Origin of the sequence: Serratia sp. PF-27, from assembly GCF_030053255.1 — a bacterium.
Lineage (GTDB): Bacteria > Pseudomonadota > Gammaproteobacteria > Enterobacterales > Enterobacteriaceae > Serratia > Serratia bockelmannii.
Map to the genome: position 1 here is coordinate 737,440 of NZ_JASGBT010000015.1, position 14,596 is coordinate 752,035.

The following is a 14,596-nucleotide window of genomic DNA, read 5'->3' on the forward strand; positions in this document are numbered from 1 at the left end:
TTCCATAGTGTAATAGTGGCTCAAAAAGGTCACTTATGCTCGTCTGAAACAGACTGACCGCGCATTGCCAACCGAGAACCGAGAATTATCTATTTTTTATCAACGGCAACAACCGATCCAGTTGTTTTTCCACCGCCAGCAACCCCGCTGCGATCGCTTCATCGGCGCGGTGGAAATCCAGCGTCGAGATTTGCGGACAAAAAGGTTGAATCAACACATCCGGCGGATCGCTCGCCATCCGATTACGCTTCAAACGATTTTCCAGCATTTGAATCGAGGTGCTCATGATCTCCATCGCCGTCGGCGCCGTCGCCGGTTTGCGCTGTCGCATTTTGCCGATGCGTTCCCGCAGACGCCCGCGCCAGGTCGCCGCAGGCGCATCGCCCGGGCTTTCTTCCTCGATACGTATCGAGAACAGATCCTGCTGCATCAGATGCGCATCATGCTGCAGATCGACCGCGATGACGATATCGGCGCCCATGGCGCGGCAAAGCGACACCGGCACAGGATTGACCACCGCGCCATCCACCAGCCAATAGCCGTCGGCCCATACTGGCGCCAACAGGCCAGGCATGCTGCAGGAGGCGCGTATCGCCTGATGAATATCGCCTTCGGTCAGCCACAGCTCGCGCCCGGTGCTGAGATTGGTGGTCACGGCACCGAACTTCAACGCGCAATCGGCGATATCATTGACCTTCAGCAGCTGTCCGACGGCGTTAAACACCCGCTCGCCGCGCAACAGGCCGCCGCGCTGCCAGGAAAAATCCATCAGGCGAATGACGTCCCAATAGCTGAACGATCGCACCCACTGCTCCATCGCCGGCAGACGATGGCTGGCGAACGCCGCGCCCACCAACGCGCCGACAGAACAGCCAGCAACGACGTCAACCTCAATCCCCAGTTTCTTTATCGCATTGATCACGCCGATGTGCGCCCAGCCTTTGGCCGAGCCCGCTCCCAGCGCCAGTCCGATCTTGATTTGCCGCATCGCGCCATCCTCAGGGTGAAAGGTGTTCTCTGCTTTCAGGGTAGATTGTCACTGACGAATATTGTTAGGTAACATATGCGCTAAATTCATTTTCTGCCTCGTGTTCTCAGGAGTTATTTTGCCCGAATTATGCCCATGCGGCAGCGGACTGGCGTATAACGCGTGCTGCGCCCCTTTTATCAGCGGCAATCAGCCAGCGCCGACGCCCGGCCAGCTGATGCGTTCACGCTTCACCGCCTACGTGAGTCATAACGTCGACTATCTGATCGCCACCTGGCACCCCGACTGCGGTGCCGAAGCGTGGCGCAATGCAATCGTCGACAGTTTTAAGAATACCGAATGGCTGGGCCTGACTGTCGTGGAAGAGAAAGCCGGTCATGAGCCGGATGAAGGCTTCGTCGAATTCATCGCCCGTTTTACCGATGGCGAAAGCGGCGAACCGCAAGCGATGCATGAGCGCTCACGCTTCCTTCGTCGCGATCAACGTTGGTATTATATCGACGGCACCAAACCCCAGCCCGGCAGAAATGCGATGTGTCCCTGTGGCTCAGGGAAAAAATATAAGAAGTGCTGCGGGCGCTAGCCGGCCGGCGCTTCACGTTTACGCCTGCGCAGACAGGCCGTTCAGTATCAGACAGGATCCTCAAACCCATGCCACACCAAAATGTACAACGAAAAGTGTTACGCACCATCTGCCCGGACGCCAAAGGGCTGATCGCCAAGATCACCAACATCTGTTACAAGCACGAACTCAATATCGTCCAGAATAATGAGTTCGTCGATCACCGCACCGGGCGTTTCTTTATGCGCACCGAGCTGGAAGGCATTTTCAACGACAACACGCTGCTGGCCGATCTGGACAGCGCGCTGCCGGAAGGTTCGCTGCGCGAGCTGCACAGCACCGGGCGCCGTCGCATCGTGGTACTGGTCACCAAAGAGGCTCACTGCCTGGGCGACTTGTTGATGAAAAGCGCCTATGGCGGCCTCGACGTTGAAATCGCCGCCGTGATCGGCAACCACGACACGCTGCAAACGCTGGTGGAGCGTTTCGATATTCCTTTCCATTTGGTGAGCCACGAAGGCTTGACGCGTGAGCAACACGACCGCGAAATGACTGCCAAGATCGATCAATACCAGCCGGATTACGTGGTGCTGGCCAAATATATGCGCGTGCTGACCCCGGCCTTCGTGCAGCATTATCCGAATCAGGTGATCAACATTCACCATTCGTTCCTGCCGGCATTTATCGGCGCGCGCCCTTATCACCAGGCCTATGAGCGCGGGGTAAAAATCATCGGCGCCACCGCCCACTACGTTAACGACAATCTCGACGAAGGCCCGATCATCATGCAGGACGTGATCCACGTCGATCACACCTATTCCGCCGAGGATATGATGCGCGCCGGGCGCGACGTAGAGAAAAATGTGCTTAGCCGCGCGCTGTATCAGGTGCTGGCGCAGCGTGTCTTCGTTTACGGCAACCGCACCGTTATTCTGTAATCGCTCAATAAATCGGTGCATTTCGTTCAGGGATGCACCGCCAAGAATAAAAAAACGGCAAACGATTCATTTTCTGCATTTCAATGCTTTACACATCCGCTTCATTTGATATGATGCGCCCCGCTTACCGAGACAGCGCTCTCGCAAGCAAGGCCAGTTAAATAGCCATGTAATATGGTGGGGTTCCCGAGCGGCCAAAGGGAGCAGACTGTAAATCTGCCGTCACTGACTTCGAAGGTTCGAATCCTTCCCCCACCACCATCTTTTCGTTGCTGATACGCACTGAGTTTAAGCGAGTCAGAAAGGGAAGGATAACGCGCTTTAGCGCGGCCCAAAGGGTGAGGAACGAAGTGACGAATAATCCTTCCCCCACCACCATCTTTTCTCCGCCAGGAGCGAAGACGCAGTAAAGAAACCGGCCAGGTTTCTTCCGGATAAAACCGGAACGACAATTTGTAAATCCATGAATACCATGGTGGGGTTCCCGAGCGGCCAAAGGGAGCAGACTGTAAATCTGCCGTCACAGACTTCGAAGGTTCGAATCCTTCCCCCACCACCATCTCTTGCAAAAATCCCCAAACCAAATTAAAAACACATCGCCTCCATAATGTTCCGTATTGGGGAAGGATGAGAAGCTTCGACCAAGGTTCGAGTCTCACGCAGTGAGACAACGCGCTTCAGCGCGGCCCGCAGGGTGAGTCGCACAGCGACGAATCATCCTTCCCCCACCACCATCCCTTGCAAAAATCCCCAAACCGAATTAAAAGCACATCGCCTCCATAATGTTCCGTATTGGGGAAGGATGAGAAGCTTCGACCAAGGTTCGAGTCTCACGCAGTGAGACAACGCGCTTCAGCGCGGCCCGCAGGGTGAGTCGCGCAGCGACGAATCATCCTTCCCCCACCACCATCTCTTGCAGAAAAATCCAAACCCTACTTAAAACTCGTTGCATCCAATGTTCTCGTATCAATAAATCAAGTTATCTCCCCTTATTAACCGCTTCCATCCAGACGTTTTATTTCTCTCCTCCGCCCGTAACTTGAACTCCGGCCGACAATTCGCTATACCACTGGCTTCTTTAGTGCAGTAAGGAACAGGTGGATGCGAAACAATATTTGCGTTTTTTGTGGCGCCAGCGAAGGCGTCAATCCCGCTTATGCCGAGCAGGCTCGTCAACTGGGGCAGCTGCTGGCCGCACAGGGGCGCCGTTTAATCTACGGCGGCGGCAAAAAAGGATTGATGGGGATCGTGGCGGACGCCGTGTTGGCAGCGGGCGGTGAAGCTGTCGGCATTATCCCCGAGCGCCTGGTTGAAGCGGAAACGGCGCATCGCGGCCTGACCGAACTGGAAGTGGTGCCCGATATGCATACGCGCAAAGCCCGTATGGCGGCGCTGGCGGACAGTTTTATCGCCCTGCCCGGCGGCATCGGCACGCTGGAAGAGCTGTTTGAAATCTGGACTTGGGGGCAAATCGGCTATCACAACAAACCGGTCGGCCTGCTGAACGTCAACGGATTCTACCGCCCGCTGAGCCAGTTCCTCGAGCACGTCGCCGATCAGGGCTTTATGCGCCACGACTATCTCGGCACCCTGCACATCAGTGAATCGGCACAAACGCTGCTGCAACAGTTTGACGACTATCAGCCTAAAAATTACGACCGCTGGGCGAAATAAACCCGCTGCGCAGTCAGCGGCCCCGCCGCTGTCTGCGTTACATTTCCCGCCAAACTCTGCTACTATCACAGCACATTTTTCTCGTGAAAACGGCACCGCTCATGAAGTTTGTCTCTTTTAATATCAATGGACTGCGCGCGCGTCCGCATCAGCTGGCGGCAATTATCGAACAGCACCAGCCCGACGTGATCGGTCTGCAGGAAACTAAAGTTCACGATGACATGTTCCCATTGGAAGACGTCAGCCAGCACGGCTATCACGTGTTCTATCACGGGCAAAAAGGCCATTACGGCGTTGCGCTGCTGACCAAAGCGGAGCCTCTGGCCGTGCGCCGCGGTTTCCCGACCGATGAAGAAGACGCGCAACGTCGCATCATCATGGCCGATCTGGCTACGCCACAGGGCACGCTGACGGTGATCAACGGCTACTTCCCGCAAGGTGAAAGCCGCGACCATCCGATCAAATTCCCGGCTAAAACACGCTTTTATCAGGATCTGCAAAACTACCTGGAGCAGCAGCTGTCGGCGGAATCCCCGGTGTTGATCATGGGGGACATGAACATCAGCCCCAGCGATTATGACATCGGCATCGGCGAAGACAGCCGTAAACGCTGGCTGCGCACCGGCAAGTGTTCCTTCCTGCCGGAAGAGCGCGAATGGATGGACCGCCTGCTGAACTGGGGCCTGGTGGATACCTACCGCCACGCCAACCCGGGGCGCAGCGACGAATTCTCGTGGTTCGACTACCGCTCCAAAGGGTTCGACGACAACCGCGGCCTGCGTATCGATCTGCTGCTCGCCAGCACCCCGCTGGCTTCGCGCTGCATCGCCACCGGCATCGATTACCAAACCCGTGGTATGGAGAAACCTTCCGACCATGCACCGGTCTGGGCGGAATTTACGCTGTAACCCCATCACCCCGGCGCTCGCCGGGGTTTTACTCTGTGAAGCCAATGAAAATTATCGACGTGGTAGCCGCCATTCTGGAAAAAAATGGCCGCATTTTGCTGGCCCAGCGCGGCGCAGGCAGCGACCAGGCCGGTCTGTGGGAATTCCCCGGCGGCAAGGTTGAAGCCGGCGAAAGCCAGCCAGAGGCGCTGGCGCGCGAGCTGGATGAAGAATTGGGAATTTGCGCCCGTATCGGCAACTATGTGGGCAGCAATCAGTGGCAGCAAGGCGAACGCCTCATCCGGCTGCACGCCTGGCAAGTCGCGGAGTTCTCCGGTGAACTGCAACAGCGCTGCCACTCGGCGCTGGTCTGGGTCACGCCGCAACAGGCGCAGGAATACGCTCTGGCACCCGCTGACGTTCCACTGCTGGCGGGCTATATCGCCGCGCAAGCCGATTCACGCTGAACGCGGCGACAGGTTACATCGTCACTTCTTCAATCGCACCCAAATTAAGGGGTTGGTGCCGATGGTGTTAGGCTCACGCACGCACTGCAGCACTTCCCCTTCCACTTTAAGCACCGCGCCCTCGGAATAGTTTTGATTCTGGTAGACGCAACAGCGGTTGCAGGGCTGTGCCGGCGGCGGGTTGACGCCGCTTTTGGCCGTGCCCCAAATCTCCGGCGAAACCGGTAACACCACGTCCACATCGCCGCGATTGGCGACCGCCAGGCCGGAAAACATCAGGGCAGCGGCAGCCAATACCCCTGTGAGTCCACGCTTCATTCACTCTTCTCCTGCGCCTTGCCGGCGCTTTTCCTGCGTTTTTTGCCTCCGCTGGAGGGCGGCGGCGGCAATCCACGAAACGCCATGCTCGCCCGGCTCTGCTTGGCCTGATAAATCAGCTCTTGCAGCGTGCCGACCAACGGCTGCATAAAGTCCTGATAGCGGCAGGATTTCTCGCTGATTTGCGTCAGCGTGGCTTCCCAGTTGGCCGTCATATCAGGGCGCGCAGCAAGATCCGGCAGCGAATGAATCAACGCGCGCCCGGTTTCGCTGGAGTGAATATAGCGTCCCTTCTTGTACAGAAACGCCCGCTTGAACAGCAATTCGATGATCCCCGCTCGCGTCGCTTCCGTTCCTAAACCATCGGTCGCCCGCAGGATTTTCTTTAACGCTTTATCTTGTACGAATCGCGCGATGCCGGTCATAGCCGACAGCAGGCTGGCGTCGGTAAACGGCCGCGGCGGCTGCGTCTGGCGCTCCACCACTTCACCGCGCTCACACAGCAGCTCATCGTCCTTGGCCACCACCGGCAGCGGTGCACCTTCGTTTTCCTCGTCGCGCTCCTTGCTGCCCAGCAGCGTGCGCCAGCCGGCTTCCGCCAGGAAACGCGCCTTGGCGATGAATTTGCCGCCGGCGATATCGAGCTCGATCACGCATTTGCGGAACACCGCATCCGGACAAAACTGCATCAGGTACTGGCGCGCCACCAGTCCATACACGTTCCGTTCATCCTGCGTCAGATTAATCTTGCCGGCGCGGGCGGTGGGAATGATGGCATGGTGCGCATCGACCTTTTTATCGTCCCAGCAGCGGTTGCGGCGATCGCTGTCGATCACCGGCTGCGGGTACAGTTCAGGCTGGTGCACGCTGATGGCGTTCAGCACCGCGTGGCGGCCGGCGAAATGCTCTTCCGGCAGATAGCGACAGTCGGAACGCGGATAGGTGATCAATTTGTGGGTTTCGTACAGCCGCTGGCAAACGTCCAGCACCTGTTGCGCGCTGAGGTTATAACGCCGGGCCGCTTCGATTTGCAGCGTGGAGAGCGAAAACGGCAGCGGCGCGGTATCTGATTCCCGTTTATCGTTATAAGACGTGACCAGGGCCGGCTGGCCTTCGATGCGCTTGACCACGTGCTCCGCCAACGGCCGGTGCAGCAAACGCCCCTCTTCATCCTGATAAGGCTCGCAGGAGTCGCTGGGTTGCCACAGCGCCACAAAGCGTTCTTCTTTCGGCGTAACGATGTGCGCTTTGACCTCAAAGAAGTCTTTCGGCACGAAGTTTTCGATCTCTTCATCGCGCCGCACCACCAATCCCAGCACCGGCGTCTGCACCCTGCCCACCGACAGCACACCGTCGTAACCGGCGTTGCGGCCCAGCAGCGTATAAGCGCGGGTCATATTGATGCCGTACAGCCAGTCTGCGCGCGAACGTGCCAGCGCAGACACGCACAGCGGGATAAAGTCTCGGTTGTCGCGCAGCCGCTCGACCGCGCGCTCCACCGCCTGCGGGTTGAGATCGTTGATCAGACAGCGGCGCACGTTCTGGCGCTTCTCCGCCGTCAAATCCAGGTAGTCCAGCACCTCATCCACCAGCAGTTGCCCTTCGCGATCCGGGTCGCCGGCGTGAACCACTTCATCGGCTTCAAGCAGCAACTTTTTAATGGCGTTGAGCTGTTTACTGACCGAAGGCCGCGGCTGCAACCGCCATTTTTCGGGAATGATCGGCAGATCCGCCAACGACCAGCGCGCATAGCGGCTGTCATAAGCGTCAGGCTGAGCCTGCTCCAACAGGTGGCCGACGCACCAGGTCACCACGTCGTTGTTGCCACAGGCGATATACCCGTCGCCGCGGCGATGCGGCTTGGGCAAGACGTCGGCAATGGCGCGCGCCAAACTCGGTTTCTCGGCTATGAACAGTCGCATTATTCACCGTTTTTCTGGCTGAACGTCATCAAGAATTCTCTTACTTCTGCATAGTTCCCACGGAAGACAATCCGCTGGGCTTTCTTTTCCAACTGATAGCAATACATCGGATCGTAGTACTGCTGCAACAGGGGCGCCAGCCACTCGCGGTGCGCCTCGCCCTGGCCGCTGAGCCGCTGTGTCCGCAGCGCCGCTTCCAGTCGTTGCGTCAGCTGCTGGAAGCGTTCCAGCCCCAGGCGGCGGCGTATGGCGAACAGACCGTGGTGCAGATAGTCGTCGTACTGTCGCCAGCCGTCTTCCACACCATAGGCCTGTTCGAACTGTTCGCGCATGCCGTCGATATATTCCGCCTGCAGACGCGCCAGACGAATGTCGAACGGATCGTCGATCACCGCCACCGGCGCCTGCTGCATCCCATTGAACAGCGGCAGCGGCAGATTGTTGCTGCCGATGATCCGCCCTTCGTCTTCCAGCACCCAACGGCGGCTGCCACCATGCTGTTTTTTCAGCAATAACACAGCCAGACGATTCTCAAAATCGATCTGCGAGCTCTGGCCCGCCAGCGTTCGACCAAAAGATGAACCGCGATGGCGCGCCACGCCTTCCAGATCGACGCCGTCGGCCAGTTCGTTGACCAGCAACGTCTTGCCGCTGCCGGTATTGCCGCCCACCAGGGCCATCGGCAATGCCGCGCTTTGCGCCAGCACGCCGAGCAAATAATTGCGCAGCGCCTTATAACCGCCAATGATACGCGGGTACTCGACGCCGGCCTCATGCAGCCATTGCTGCACCAGCTGCGAGCGCAGCCCGCCGCGGAAGCAGTAAATATAGCCTTCGGGCCACTCTGCGCAGGCCGCCAGCCAGGCGGCGGTGCGCTGTTCGCGCAGTTTGCCGTTCACCAGGCTGTGGCCGAGCGCGATCGCCGCTTGTTGCCCATGCTGCTTATAGCAGGTGCCGACCGCCTGGCGTTCGCTGTCGATCATCAGCGGCAGATTCAGTGCCTGAGCGAAGGCGCCCTGCTGAAACTCGATCGGTGCGCGCACGTCAATCAGCGGCACGTCCTGCAGGAAAATGCGTTGGTAATCGTCGCTGTCCGCCCTTCCTTGCATGTTGGACACTACGCGACCTCGATCAGCGGCTTATCGGCCGATGCCACATGCAATTCACCGATAGCGTTGAGCGTGATACCGTGCTGTTCGGCAATCGCCAGCACCTGCGCTTCCGCCTCCGGCAATACCGCCAACAGCAAGCCGCCGGAGGTTTGCGGATCGCACAGCAGCTGGCGCTGCAAATCGCTCATCTCGCCCACCAGATGGCCATAGCTGTCGAAGTTGCGCCCGGTGCCGCCCGGCACACAGCCCTCGGCGATATACTCCTCGACGTCCGGCAGTTTCGGCACCCGATCAAACCAGACCGTCGCCTGCAGACCGGAGCCCTGGCATACCTCGCTCAGGTGACCCAGCAGGCCAAAGCCGGTGATGTCGGTCATCGCTGTGACGCCCGCCACCTCGGCAAAATCAGCACCCGGTTTATTCAGGCGACACATCACTTCAGTCGCCAGGCCCTGATGCTCAGGGCGCAGCTTGCTTTGCTTCTCGGCGGTCGTCAGCACACCGATGCCCAACGGCTTGGTCAGATAAAGTTTTGATCCGGCCTGTGCCGCGCTGTTTTTCTTCACCCGCTCGGTATTGACCACGCCGGTCACCGCCAGGCCGAAAATAGGTTCCGGTGCATCGATGGAATGGCCACCGGCCAGCGCGATCCCCGCCTGCTGGCAGGCGAAGCGGCCGCCGTCGATCACCTGCTGCGCCACCTCCGGCGGCAGCTTGGCGATCGGCCAGCCGAGAATGGCGATCGCCATGATCGGTTTGCCGCCCATGGCGTACACGTCGCTGATGGCGTTGGCAGCCGCAATGCGGCCGAAATCGAATGGATCGTCGACGATCGGCATGAAGAAGTCGGTGGTGCTGATGATACCGACGCCGTTGCCAATATCGTACACCGCCGCATCGTCGCGGGTTTCATTGCCGACCAGCAGGCGCGGATCGACAAACTTTTCCCGCTCGCTATGCAGGATGGTTTCGAGAACTTTCGGTGAGATTTTGCAGCCGCAGCCAGCGCCATGGCTGTACTGGGTTAAACGGATCGCTGGCGATGTCATAGTCCACTCCCTTCGGTAACGGCACTCAAGATAACATAGGGTAGCGCTTGCCGAGGGGATTGATAAGAGCGGGCCGCCGATAAGCGAACGGCCTGCTCAGAAACCATGCAATTTTGCGGGGTTTGGCGCATTTTCACCGCGCCCCGTTGGAAAAAACTCAGAAATAGCTGACGAAAGGCGTGCTGTCCGGCGGCGTCACCTTGGTGGCAGCCTTCAGCTGCGGCGTCCCCAGATAGAGGAAGCCGACGATCTCGTCCTGCTCGCGGCAACCGAAGGCTTCACGCACCAGCGCATGCTCGGTCCAGGCGCCGGTGCGCCAGATGCCGTTAAAGCCCTGCGCCAGCGCCGCCATCTGCATCGCCTGCACGGCGCAACCGGCGGAAACCACCTGCTCCCAGCGCGGCACTTTGGTCTCTTCCGTGCAGTGCGCGATGACGGTGATGATCAGCGGTGCGCGGAACGGCGCCTTGGTGGCTTTTTCGATCGCCGCCTCGTCCAGTTGATCCTGCTTCGCCGCCGCCTGCAGCAGCTGACTGAAGCGTTCCAGGCCCTGATTCTCGATCATCACGAAACGCCACGGCTGCAGCGCGCCGTGATCGGGTGCACGCAGGCCCGCGTTGATGATATTTTGGCGCACTTCCCCCGCCGGCGCCGGTTCCGCCAGGCGCGAAGCCGAGCGACGATTCAATAAAAGATCCAGAGCATCCATCGTAAACTCCTGATAACAATTTTCATTCCGGCCACGTTAACATAGCTAAACGACGAGTTACAGCCTCGGCGATAGCGTCTGTGTGCCACGATTTAAAGCTGACATTTACCCGGCCGCTCATTAGGATAGCGGAACATTCTCGACTCTTGTTGGAGAGCACATGCGCACATTGTGGCAAATTATTGCCGGCATTTTCCGGTGGACATGGCGTCTGCTGAATTTTATCAGGGAACTGATCCTTAACCTGTTCCTGGTCTTGCTGATCCTGGTTGGGGTCGGCATCTATCTGTCCTTCCAAAGTTCCTCCACCTCGACGGCCCCGGCGCGCGGCGCGCTGCTGGTCGATTTAAGCGGCGTGGTGGTCGATCAGCCTTCGGTAAACAACCGAGTGCGGCAATGGGGCCGCGAACTGTTGGGCGCCTCCAGCAGCCGCCTGCAGGAAAACTCGCTGTTCGACGTAGTCGACAGCATCCGCAAGGCCAAAGACGACAAAAACATTACCGGCATGGTGTTGCAGCTGAATGATTTCGTCGGCGCCGATCAGCCGTCGCTGCGCTATATCGGCAAAGCGCTGCGCGAGTTCCGCGACAGCGGCAAACCGATCTTCGCCATCGGCGACAGCTACAACCAGACGCAATACTATCTGGCCAGCTACGCCAACAAGGTCTACCTGTCGCCGCAGGGCGCGGTCGATCTGCACGGTTTCGCCACCAACAACCTGTATTACAAGTCGTTGCTGGACATGCTCAAGGTCACCACCAATATCTTCCGCGTCGGCACCTATAAATCGGCGGTCGAACCGCTGATCCGCGACGATATGTCTCCGGCGGCGCGCGAAGCAGACAGCCGCTGGATTGGCGGCCTGTGGCAGAACTATCTGGAGACCGTCGCGGCCAACCGCCAGCTGACGCCGCAGCAGCTGTTCCCAGGCGCCGCCGGCGTGCTGAGCGGCCTGCAGGCGGCCGGTGGCGACACCGCTCGCTATGCGCTGGACAACAAGCTGGTGGACGAGTTGGCGTCGCGCACCGCGATCGAAAATCAGCTGGTCAAGACCTTCGGCTGGGACAAACAGGTAAATGATTTCAACGCCATCAGCATCTACGACTATCAGCCGAAACCGGACGCGAACCAGGGCGGCAAGATCGCCGTCGTCTTCGCCAACGGCGCCATCATGGACGGCCCGCAGACGCCGGGTAACGTCGGGGGCGACACCACCGCCGCCGAGCTGCGTCAGGCACGTCTGGATCCGGCCATCAAAGCCGTGGTGTTCCGTGTCAACAGCCCTGGCGGCAGCGTCAGCGCGTCCGAAGTGATCCGCTCCGAGCTGGCCGCCGTGCGCGCCGCCGGCAAACCGGTGGTGGTGTCGATGGGCGGCATGGCCGCGTCGGGCGGTTACTGGGTCTCGACGCCGGCCGACTACATCATCGCCAGCCCGAGTACGCTGACTGGCTCCATCGGTATTTTCGGCATCATCAATACCTACGAGAAAACCCTGGATACGCTGGGCGTGCACACCGACGGCGTGGCGACCTCGCCGCTGGCCGATATCGCGGTCACCAAGGCGTTGCCGCAGGAGTTCTCACAGATGATGCAGCTGAATATCGAAAACGGGTATAAGAACTTCCTCGATCTGGTCGCCAAATCACGCAAGATGACCCCGCAGCAGGTTGACCAAATCGCGCAGGGCCATGTGTGGCTCGGCAGCGACGCCAAGGCCAACGGCCTGGTCGATCAGTTGGGCGATTTCGACGACGCGGTGAAGAAAGCCGCTGAGCTGGCGAAGCTGCAGCAGTGGCAGCTTGACTGGTTCGTCGATACCCCGAGCCTGAGCGATATGGTGCTCAGCCAGTTCGGCGTTTCCATTCACGCCATGCTGCCGGCGGCGATTCAGGCCATGCTGCCTGCCCCGCTGGCCTCGGTCGCCAATGCGGTGAAAGAGCAGCCGGGTTTGTTCAATAACTTGAACGATCCGCAGAACCGTTACGCGATCTGTCTGACCTGCGGAGAAGTCCGCTAACAAATAATTCTACAGCCCGGCCATCGCCGGGCTTTTTTTCTGCCGCCATGCCCCTATAATTCAGCCCATCTTATCTTTGTTAAAATCATGACCATGCAAAAGAAATCCATTTACGTCGCCTACACCGGCGGCACCATCGGCATGCAGCGCTCCGATCACGGCTATATCCCGGTTTCCGGCCACCTGCAGCGCCAACTGGCGCTGATGCCGGAATTCCATCGGCCGGAAATGCCGGATTTCACCATTCATGAATACGCGCCATTGATTGACTCTTCGGACATGACGCCGGAAGACTGGCAGCACATCGCCGACGACATCAAGCAGAACTACGATCGCTACGACGGCTTCGTGATCCTGCACGGCACCGACACCATGGCGTTCACCGCCTCGGCGCTTTCCTTCATGCTGGAGAACCTGGCTAAGCCGGTGATCGTCACCGGCTCGCAGATTCCGCTGGCGGAGCTGCGCTCCGATGGCCAAACCAATCTGCTGAATGCATTGTACCTGGCAGCCAACCATCCGGTGAACGAAGTCAGCCTGTTCTTCAACAACAAGCTGTTCCGCGGCAACCGCACCACCAAAGCGCACGCCGACGGCTTCGACGCTTTCGCTTCACCCAACCTGCCGCCGCTGCTGGAAGCCGGTATCCACATTCGTCGCCAGCACGGCATCGACAGCCCGGCTTGCAACGGCGCTCTGCGGGTGCACGACATCACGCCGCAGCCGATCGGCGTGGTCACTATCTATCCGGGCATTTCCGGCGCGGTGGTGCGTAACTTCCTGCTGCAGCCGGTCAAGGCGCTGATCCTGCGTTCCTACGGCGTCGGCAACGCGCCGCAGAAGGCCGAGCTGATCGACGAGTTGCGTGCGGCCTCCGAACGCGGCATCGTGGTGGTCAACCTGACGCAGTGCATCTCCGGGCGCGTCAATATGGAAGGCTACGCCACCGGCAACGCGCTGGCGCACGCCGGGGTGATCAGCGGTTTCGACATGACGGTGGAAGCCGCCCTGACCAAGCTGCACTATCTGTTGAGCCAGCCGCTGACGCCGGAACAAATCCGCGCCCTGATGCAGCAAGATCTGCGCGGCGAGCTGAGCATCAACGGTTAATCGACTGAACTCTGGAGCGGCGATGAAAACGGCCCTGTTGTTGATCGATCTGCAAAACGACTTCTGCCCCGGCGGCGCGCTGGCGGTCACGGCGGGCGACGCCGTCATCCCGGTCGCCAATCAGGCGATCGCCGCCTGCCTGGCGCGGGGCGAGCCGGTGGTGGCCAGCCAGGACTGGCACCCCGCCAATCACCGCAGCTTTGCGGTGAACTCCGATGCGCAGGTCGGCACCCTCGGTGAGCTGGAAGGCCTGCCGCAGGTATGGTGGCCGGTGCACTGCGTGCAAGGGAGCCACGGCGCCGATTTTCATCCCCAGTTACAGCGGCAACACATCAATGCCGTCTTTCGCAAAGGGCAAGATACGAACATCGACAGCTACAGCGCGTTCTTCGATAACGGCCACCGTGCGCAAACCGAACTCCACGGCTGGCTGCAATCGCAGGGCGTCCGGCGGTTGGCTGTCATGGGCCTGGCGACCGACTACTGCGTGAAGTTCAGCGTGCTGGATGCGCTGGCTGCCGGCTATCCGACGCAAGTGATCGTCGACGGCTGCCGCGGCGTGAATCTGCAGCCGGACGACAGTGAGCGAGCGCTGCAGGACATGGCGCGCGCCGGCGCGCAGCTAGTTACCCTGTCACAGTTTCTCGCCAACTAAATCCGCTCGGGCGCCACCGGCGCCCTCTCTGCGCGGCGGCGAAATTATCGACGCTGCTCACAATACCGCCTTTCTTCTTCCCCAACGGCTTGTGACCGGCAGGCGCTTTTGCTGTTATGACTGCGACGCTTTTGGCGTCAATCGGTTATACGCATCCGGGGCCCACTGAGCCCGGCTTTATTGTGCCC

General features: G+C 59.5%; 14 protein-coding genes, 2 tRNA genes and 2 other RNA genes. 12 read left to right on the forward strand and 6 right to left on the reverse strand.

The window, feature by feature from the left end; translation table 11 throughout:
* Nucleotides 1–85: 85 nt before the first annotated feature.
* Nucleotides 86–988, reverse strand: coding sequence for a patatin-like phospholipase RssA (gene rssA / locus QMZ29_RS08325; RefSeq protein WP_043142971.1), 903 nt, complete (start codon nt 986–988; stop codon nt 86–88).
* A 118-nt stretch (nt 989–1,106) separates the two neighbouring features.
* Here rssA and QMZ29_RS08330 point away from each other — a divergent pair, with 118 nt between their 5' ends.
* The 9 genes from QMZ29_RS08330 (at nt 1,107) to QMZ29_RS08370 (ending at nt 5,516) form a co-directional block, all read left to right on the forward strand.
* Nucleotides 1,107–1,571, forward strand: a complete 465-nt coding sequence (locus QMZ29_RS08330) for a YchJ family protein (RefSeq protein ID WP_025303082.1) — start codon at nt 1,107–1,109, stop codon at nt 1,569–1,571.
* Nucleotides 1,572–1,639: 68 nt separating this feature from the next.
* A complete protein-coding gene (gene purU, locus QMZ29_RS08335; RefSeq protein ID WP_004932187.1) occupies nt 1,640–2,488 on the forward strand; it encodes a formyltetrahydrofolate deformylase in 849 nt (282 codons plus the stop codon).
* A 176-nt stretch (nt 2,489–2,664) separates the two neighbouring features.
* Nucleotides 2,665–2,749 (forward strand) — tRNA-Tyr (locus QMZ29_RS08340).
* 213 nt (nt 2,750–2,962) lie between these two features.
* Nucleotides 2,963–3,047 (forward strand) — tRNA-Tyr (locus tag QMZ29_RS08345).
* A gap of 47 nt (nt 3,048–3,094) precedes the next feature.
* Nucleotides 3,095–3,222, forward strand: a non-coding RNA gene (locus tag QMZ29_RS08350) — RtT sRNA.
* A gap of 47 nt (nt 3,223–3,269) precedes the next feature.
* Nucleotides 3,270–3,397: non-coding RNA, RtT sRNA (locus QMZ29_RS08355), on the forward strand.
* Between the two features lie 192 nt (nt 3,398–3,589).
* A complete protein-coding gene (locus QMZ29_RS08360) occupies nt 3,590–4,162 on the forward strand; it encodes an LOG family protein (RefSeq protein ID WP_004932190.1) in 573 nt (190 codons plus the stop codon).
* A gap of 101 nt (nt 4,163–4,263) precedes the next feature.
* A complete protein-coding gene (xthA, locus tag QMZ29_RS08365; protein WP_197764904.1) occupies nt 4,264–5,070 on the forward strand; it encodes an exodeoxyribonuclease III in 807 nt (268 codons plus the stop codon).
* 44 nt (nt 5,071–5,114) lie between these two features.
* Complete coding sequence (locus QMZ29_RS08370) at nt 5,115–5,516, forward strand: pyrimidine (deoxy)nucleoside triphosphate diphosphatase (protein ID WP_261424995.1); 402 nt, start codon at nt 5,115–5,117, stop codon at nt 5,514–5,516.
* 21 nt (nt 5,517–5,537) lie between these two features.
* Here QMZ29_RS08370 and QMZ29_RS08375 read toward each other — a convergent pair whose 3' ends face one another.
* From QMZ29_RS08375 to QMZ29_RS08395, 5 genes are all read right to left on the reverse strand, one after another.
* The gene (locus QMZ29_RS08375) at nt 5,538–5,834 is read right to left on the reverse strand and encodes a YnjH family protein (RefSeq protein WP_060433204.1); all 297 of its coding nucleotides are present in this window, start codon (nt 5,832–5,834) and stop codon (nt 5,538–5,540) included.
* The gene (locus QMZ29_RS08380; protein WP_043142985.1) at nt 5,831–7,756 is read right to left on the reverse strand and encodes a DNA topoisomerase III; all 1,926 of its coding nucleotides are present in this window, start codon (nt 7,754–7,756) and stop codon (nt 5,831–5,833) included. The genes QMZ29_RS08375 and QMZ29_RS08380 overlap by 4 nt, the downstream gene beginning before the upstream one ends.
* Nucleotides 7,756–8,865: a tRNA 2-selenouridine(34) synthase MnmH gene (gene mnmH, locus QMZ29_RS08385; RefSeq protein ID WP_261424844.1), complete on the reverse strand. Its 1,110-nt coding sequence runs from the start codon at nt 8,863–8,865 to the stop codon at nt 7,756–7,758. The genes QMZ29_RS08380 and mnmH overlap by 1 nt, the downstream gene beginning before the upstream one ends.
* Nucleotides 8,866–8,873: 8 nt before the next feature.
* On the reverse strand, nt 8,874–9,917 hold the full coding sequence (gene selD / locus QMZ29_RS08390) for a selenide, water dikinase SelD (protein ID WP_060433208.1): 1,044 nt from the start codon (nt 9,915–9,917) through the stop codon (nt 8,874–8,876).
* Nucleotides 9,918–10,074: 157 nt separating this feature from the next.
* Complete coding sequence (locus QMZ29_RS08395) at nt 10,075–10,626, reverse strand: NAD(P)H nitroreductase (RefSeq protein ID WP_004932204.1); 552 nt, start codon at nt 10,624–10,626, stop codon at nt 10,075–10,077.
* Between the two features lie 160 nt (nt 10,627–10,786).
* On the opposite strand from QMZ29_RS08395, the gene sppA reads away from it, so the two are divergent.
* The 3 genes from sppA (at nt 10,787) to pncA (ending at nt 14,408) form a co-directional block, all read left to right on the forward strand.
* On the forward strand, nt 10,787–12,643 hold the full coding sequence (gene sppA / locus QMZ29_RS08400) for a signal peptide peptidase SppA (protein WP_025303089.1): 1,857 nt from the start codon (nt 10,787–10,789) through the stop codon (nt 12,641–12,643).
* Nucleotides 12,644–12,736: 93 nt separating this feature from the next.
* Nucleotides 12,737–13,753 carry an asparaginase gene (gene ansA, locus QMZ29_RS08405; RefSeq protein WP_047730911.1) on the forward strand — a complete coding sequence of 339 codons (1,017 nt, stop codon included), beginning with the start codon at nt 12,737–12,739 and terminating at the stop codon, nt 13,751–13,753.
* A 22-nt stretch (nt 13,754–13,775) separates the two neighbouring features.
* Nucleotides 13,776–14,408: a bifunctional nicotinamidase/pyrazinamidase gene (gene pncA, locus QMZ29_RS08410; protein WP_049203352.1), complete on the forward strand. Its 633-nt coding sequence runs from the start codon at nt 13,776–13,778 to the stop codon at nt 14,406–14,408.
* Nucleotides 14,409–14,596: the final 188 nt, after the last annotated feature.